The sequence below is a fragment of the Streptomyces sp. SID1328 genome (assembly GCF_009865595.1).
GTDB classification, from domain to species: Bacteria; Actinomycetota; Actinomycetes; order Streptomycetales; family Streptomycetaceae; genus Streptomyces; species Streptomyces griseoluteus.
In genome coordinates this window covers 1-3,354 of sequence record NZ_WWKH01000680.1, presented here as the reverse complement: position 1 = coordinate 3,354, position 3,354 = coordinate 1, and the positions used below count along the sequence as shown (strand labels likewise).

The window sequence follows — 3,354 nt, the reverse complement described above, 5'->3', positions numbered from 1 at the left end:
GACCGCGCCCTGCACGGCGGCGCGCTGGCCCTGCTGGTCGTCGACCCGGTCAGCCGCGACCAGCACCTGCCGAGGGCGCTGCGCCACTTCACGGCCGCCGACCGCGGCCTGCCGCCCACCGCGCTCCTCCCGGCCCTGGCCACCCACCCCGACACGGTGCTCGACGCCTTCCGTGTCCGGCTGCGCGGCGGCTCCGATCCCGCCGACCCCCTGCGCGCGCTCGCCGAAGTCACCGACCCGGCGCTCGCCCGCCGTATCGCCGCCCTGGTCCGGGAGACGGTCGCGCCCCGCGCGGAGGCGGCTCCTTGCGTCGCCGAGTACGTCGACCGCCGTCTCGGCCACGGCCCCACCGCCCGCACCGAGCTGCTGCCGCTGCTCACCGGGCTGCTCGGCAAGGGCTTCGAGGCGGCCCGCGCCGCCCTGGCCACCGTCCTCGTCGCCCCCGGCACCCCGGCCACCACCCCGCTGCGCCGCGAACTCCTGGACCGGCTGCTCGCCCACGAACGGGACCCCGAGGTGCTGGTCGCGGTCCTGCGCGCGGCCGCCACCCTCGTGGACGGTGACGGCTCGGGCCCGGCGGCGGAGGAGGCGCGGGGGCTCGTCCACCGCACCGTCCGGCTCCTCGGCCGTACCCCCGAGGGCGGTGACCACCGGCTGAGCTGCCTCGTCCGCGAGCTGCCCGGCTTCGGCGCCCGGCTCGCCCGTTGGCTGACGGAGGCGCCGCAGGAGTGGGCCGCCGTCGTCGGCCCCGGTGTCCGGCGCGCGATCGAGGAGCGTGCCGGGACGCCCGTACCCGCGTGAGCAGGGGTTTTCGGCGTGCGCCCGGTCACAGGGGGCGTACCGATGCGGAGCCCGGAGACCCGGCATGGCACTCTTGGACCTGCACAAGAGTCAGACACGGACACGGGTTCGAGGAGCGGTCACAGTGCAGCGCTGGCGTGGCTTGGAGGACATCCCCCAGGACTGGGGGCGCAGCGTCGTCACCATCGGGTCGTACGACGGTGTCCACCGCGGCCACCAGTTGATCATCGAGCACGCCGTCGACCGCGCCCGCAAGCTGGGCGTTCCGGCCGTCGTGGTCACCTTCGACCCGCACCCCAGCGAGGTCGTACGGCCCGGCAGCCACCCCCCGCTGCTCGCCCCGCACCCGCGCCGCTGCGAACTGATGGCGGAACTCGGTGTGGACGCGGTGCTCGTGCTGCCCTTCACACCTGAGTTCTCTCAGCTCTCCCCGGCCGACTTCGTCGTGAAGGTCCTGGTCGACAAGCTGCACGCCAAGGCCGTCGTGGAGGGCCCGAACTTCCGCTTCGGGCACCGCGCGGCGGGCACGGTGGACTTCCTCGCCGAGCAGGGCCGGGTCTACGACTTCGAGGTGGAGATCGTCGACCTGTACGTCACCGGGGAGGCGGGCGGCGGCAAGCCGTTCTCGTCCACGCTGACCCGCAACCTGATCGCCGAGGGCGATGTGGCCGGGGCCCGCGAGATCCTGGGCCGCCCGCACCGGGTGGAGGGCGTCGTGGTCCGGGGCGCCCAGCGCGGCCGCGAACTCGGCTTCCCCACCGCCAACGTGGAGACCCTGCCGCACACCGCGATCCCCGCCGACGGCGTCTACGCCGGGTACCTGTACGCCCAGGGCGAGACGATGCCGGCCGCGATCTCGGTCGGCACCAACCCGCAGTTCGACGGCACCGAGCGCACGGTGGAGGCATACGCCATCGACCGCGTCGGCCTCGACCTGTACGGGATGCATGTCGCCGTCGAGTTCCTCGCCTATGTGCGCGGCCAGGCGAAGTTCGACTCGCTGGACGACCTGCTGGTCCAGATGGGCGCGGACGTGGAGCGGTGCCGGGAGATCGTGGCCGCGGACGCGTAGAGCTCGGGGACGTGCGAGGGCGGCCGGTGCCGAGCACCGGCCGCCCTTCGCCGTCTCCGGCTACTGCTGCGGCGGCGCCTGCGGGGGCGGGCCGGGGTACGGGTACTGCTGCGGGCCGGGGTGCGGGGGGTACGGGTGACCCGGCTGCGGCTGTTGCGGCGGGTACGGGTACTGCTGCTGGCCCGGCACGAACGGCTGGGGCTGCTGGGGCTGCTGCGGCGGATAGGGCTGGCCGGGGGCCTGCTGTCCCGGCATCGGCGGCGCGGCGACCGGCGGCGGGTTCCCGTCCCTGGTCCACAGTCCGTGCGCCTGCTGGTGCCGTACGAAGTCCTCGGCGACCATCGCCGCGAGCGTGAAGTACGCCTCGCGCACCTTCGGCCGCATCATGTCGAGGTTGACCTCGGCACCGGCCGCCAGATGCTCGTCGAACGGCACCACGACCACCCCCCGGCAGCGCGTCTCGAAGTGCGCCACTATGTCGTCGACCTTGATCATCTTGCCGGTCTCGCGGACCCCGGAGATGACGGTGATGGAGCGGGAGACCAGGTCGGCGTAGCCGTGCGCGGACAGCCAGTCCAGTGTGGTGCTGGCGCTGCTCGCGCCGTCCACCGAGGGCGTGGAGACGATGATGAGCTGGTCGGCGAGGTCCAGCACCCCGCGCATCGCGCTGTAGAGCAGACCGGTGCCGGAGTCGGTCAGGACGACCGGGTACTGGCGGCCGAGCACGTCGATCGCGCGCCGGTAGTCCTCGTCGTTGAACGTGGTCGACACGGCCGGGTCCACGTCGTTGGCGATGATCTCCAGACCGGAGGGCGCCTGCGAGGTGAACCGGCGGATGTCCATGTACGAGTGCAGATGCGGGATCGCCTGCACGAGGTCACGGATGGTCGCGCCGGTCTCCCGGCGCACGCGGCGGCCGAGGGTGCCCGCGTCCGGGTTGGCGTCGATGGCGAGGATCTTGTCCTGCCGCTCCGAGGCCAGGGTGGAGCCCAGCGCGGTGGTCGTGGTCGTCTTGCCGACGCCGCCCTTGAGGCTGATCACCGCTATCCGGTAGCAGGACAGCACCGGGGTGCGGATCAGCTCCAGCTTGCGCTGCCGCTCCGCCTCCTCCTTCTTGCCGCCCAGCTTGAACCGGGACGCGGCCGCCGCGGGGCGCCCGCTGCGCGTCTTCTGCCGCTTGTTGTTCAGCAGACGGTCGGAGGACAGCTCCACGGCCGCGGTGTAACCGAGCGGCGCGGCTCCCGGATGCGTGGGCTGCCGCTGGTCGTGCTGCACGGGCTGCGGCCATGCGGCACCGGCGCGGGGGTCGACGGGCGGCTGACCCTCGGGCCCCTGCGGGAAGCCGTAACCGGGCTGCGGGCCAGGGGGGTTGGGCTGCGGGGAGTCGGTCTGCTGCTGGGGGAAGCCGTAACCGGGGGGCGGGGTGGGGGCGGCCGGCGGCTGTTGCGGGGCGCCCTGCTGCGGGAAGCCGTAACCGGCGG

General features: G+C 73.8%; 2 protein-coding genes and 1 pseudogene. 2 read left to right on the top strand and 1 reads right to left on the bottom strand.

Annotated features, from left to right (window positions below; translation table 11 throughout):
* Together GT030_RS21855 and GT030_RS21850 are read left to right on the top strand one after the other, a co-directional pair.
* Positions 1-801 (top strand): annotated as a pseudogene (locus tag GT030_RS21855) (serine protease); the annotation flags it as partial.
* 124 nt (positions 802-925) lie between these two features.
* Entirely contained in the window at positions 926-1,873 is a 948-nt protein-coding gene (locus GT030_RS21850; protein ID WP_161202554.1) for a bifunctional riboflavin kinase/FAD synthetase, read from the top strand.
* A 60-nt stretch (positions 1,874-1,933) separates the two neighbouring features.
* Here GT030_RS21850 and GT030_RS21845 read toward each other — a convergent pair.
* A partial coding sequence (locus tag GT030_RS21845; protein WP_161202553.1) for a MinD/ParA family protein occupies positions 1,934-3,354 on the bottom strand: 1,421 nt, incomplete at its 5' end.